The organism is Vibrio sp. 10N.286.46.A8 (assembly GCF_041470165.1).
Classification (GTDB): Bacteria; Pseudomonadota; Gammaproteobacteria; order Enterobacterales; family Vibrionaceae; genus Vibrio; species Vibrio tasmaniensis_A.
The window spans coordinates 1-252 of sequence record NZ_JBFRLX010000283.1 but is presented as its reverse complement, the minus strand read 5'-3'; the positions used below and the strand labels follow the sequence as shown (position 1 = coordinate 252).

General features: G+C 48.0%; 2 tRNA genes. Both read right to left on the bottom strand.

Annotation, left to right across the window (positions count from 1 at the left end):
- A tRNA-Gln gene (locus AB4232_RS21440) sits at nt 1-75 on the bottom strand.
- Between the two features lie 29 nt (nt 76-104).
- Nucleotides 105-189, bottom strand: a tRNA-Leu gene (locus tag AB4232_RS21435).
- Nucleotides 190-252 lie beyond the last annotated feature (63 nt).

The window sequence follows — 252 nt, the reverse complement described above, 5'->3', positions numbered from 1 at the left end:
TGGCTGGGCTACCTGGATTCGAACCAGGGAATGCTGGCATCAAAAGCCAGTGCCTTACCGCTTGGCGATAGCCCAACAGGATATCATTTAAGATATCTAAATAATGGTGCGGTCGGAGAGACTTGAACTCTCACACCTCTCGGCGCCAGAACCTAAATCTGGTGCGTCTACCAATTCCGCCACGACCGCAGCAAATCTTTCCTCTCAACTAAGCAAAGAGCTTAGCGAAGAGTATATAGTTAAGAAGACTTA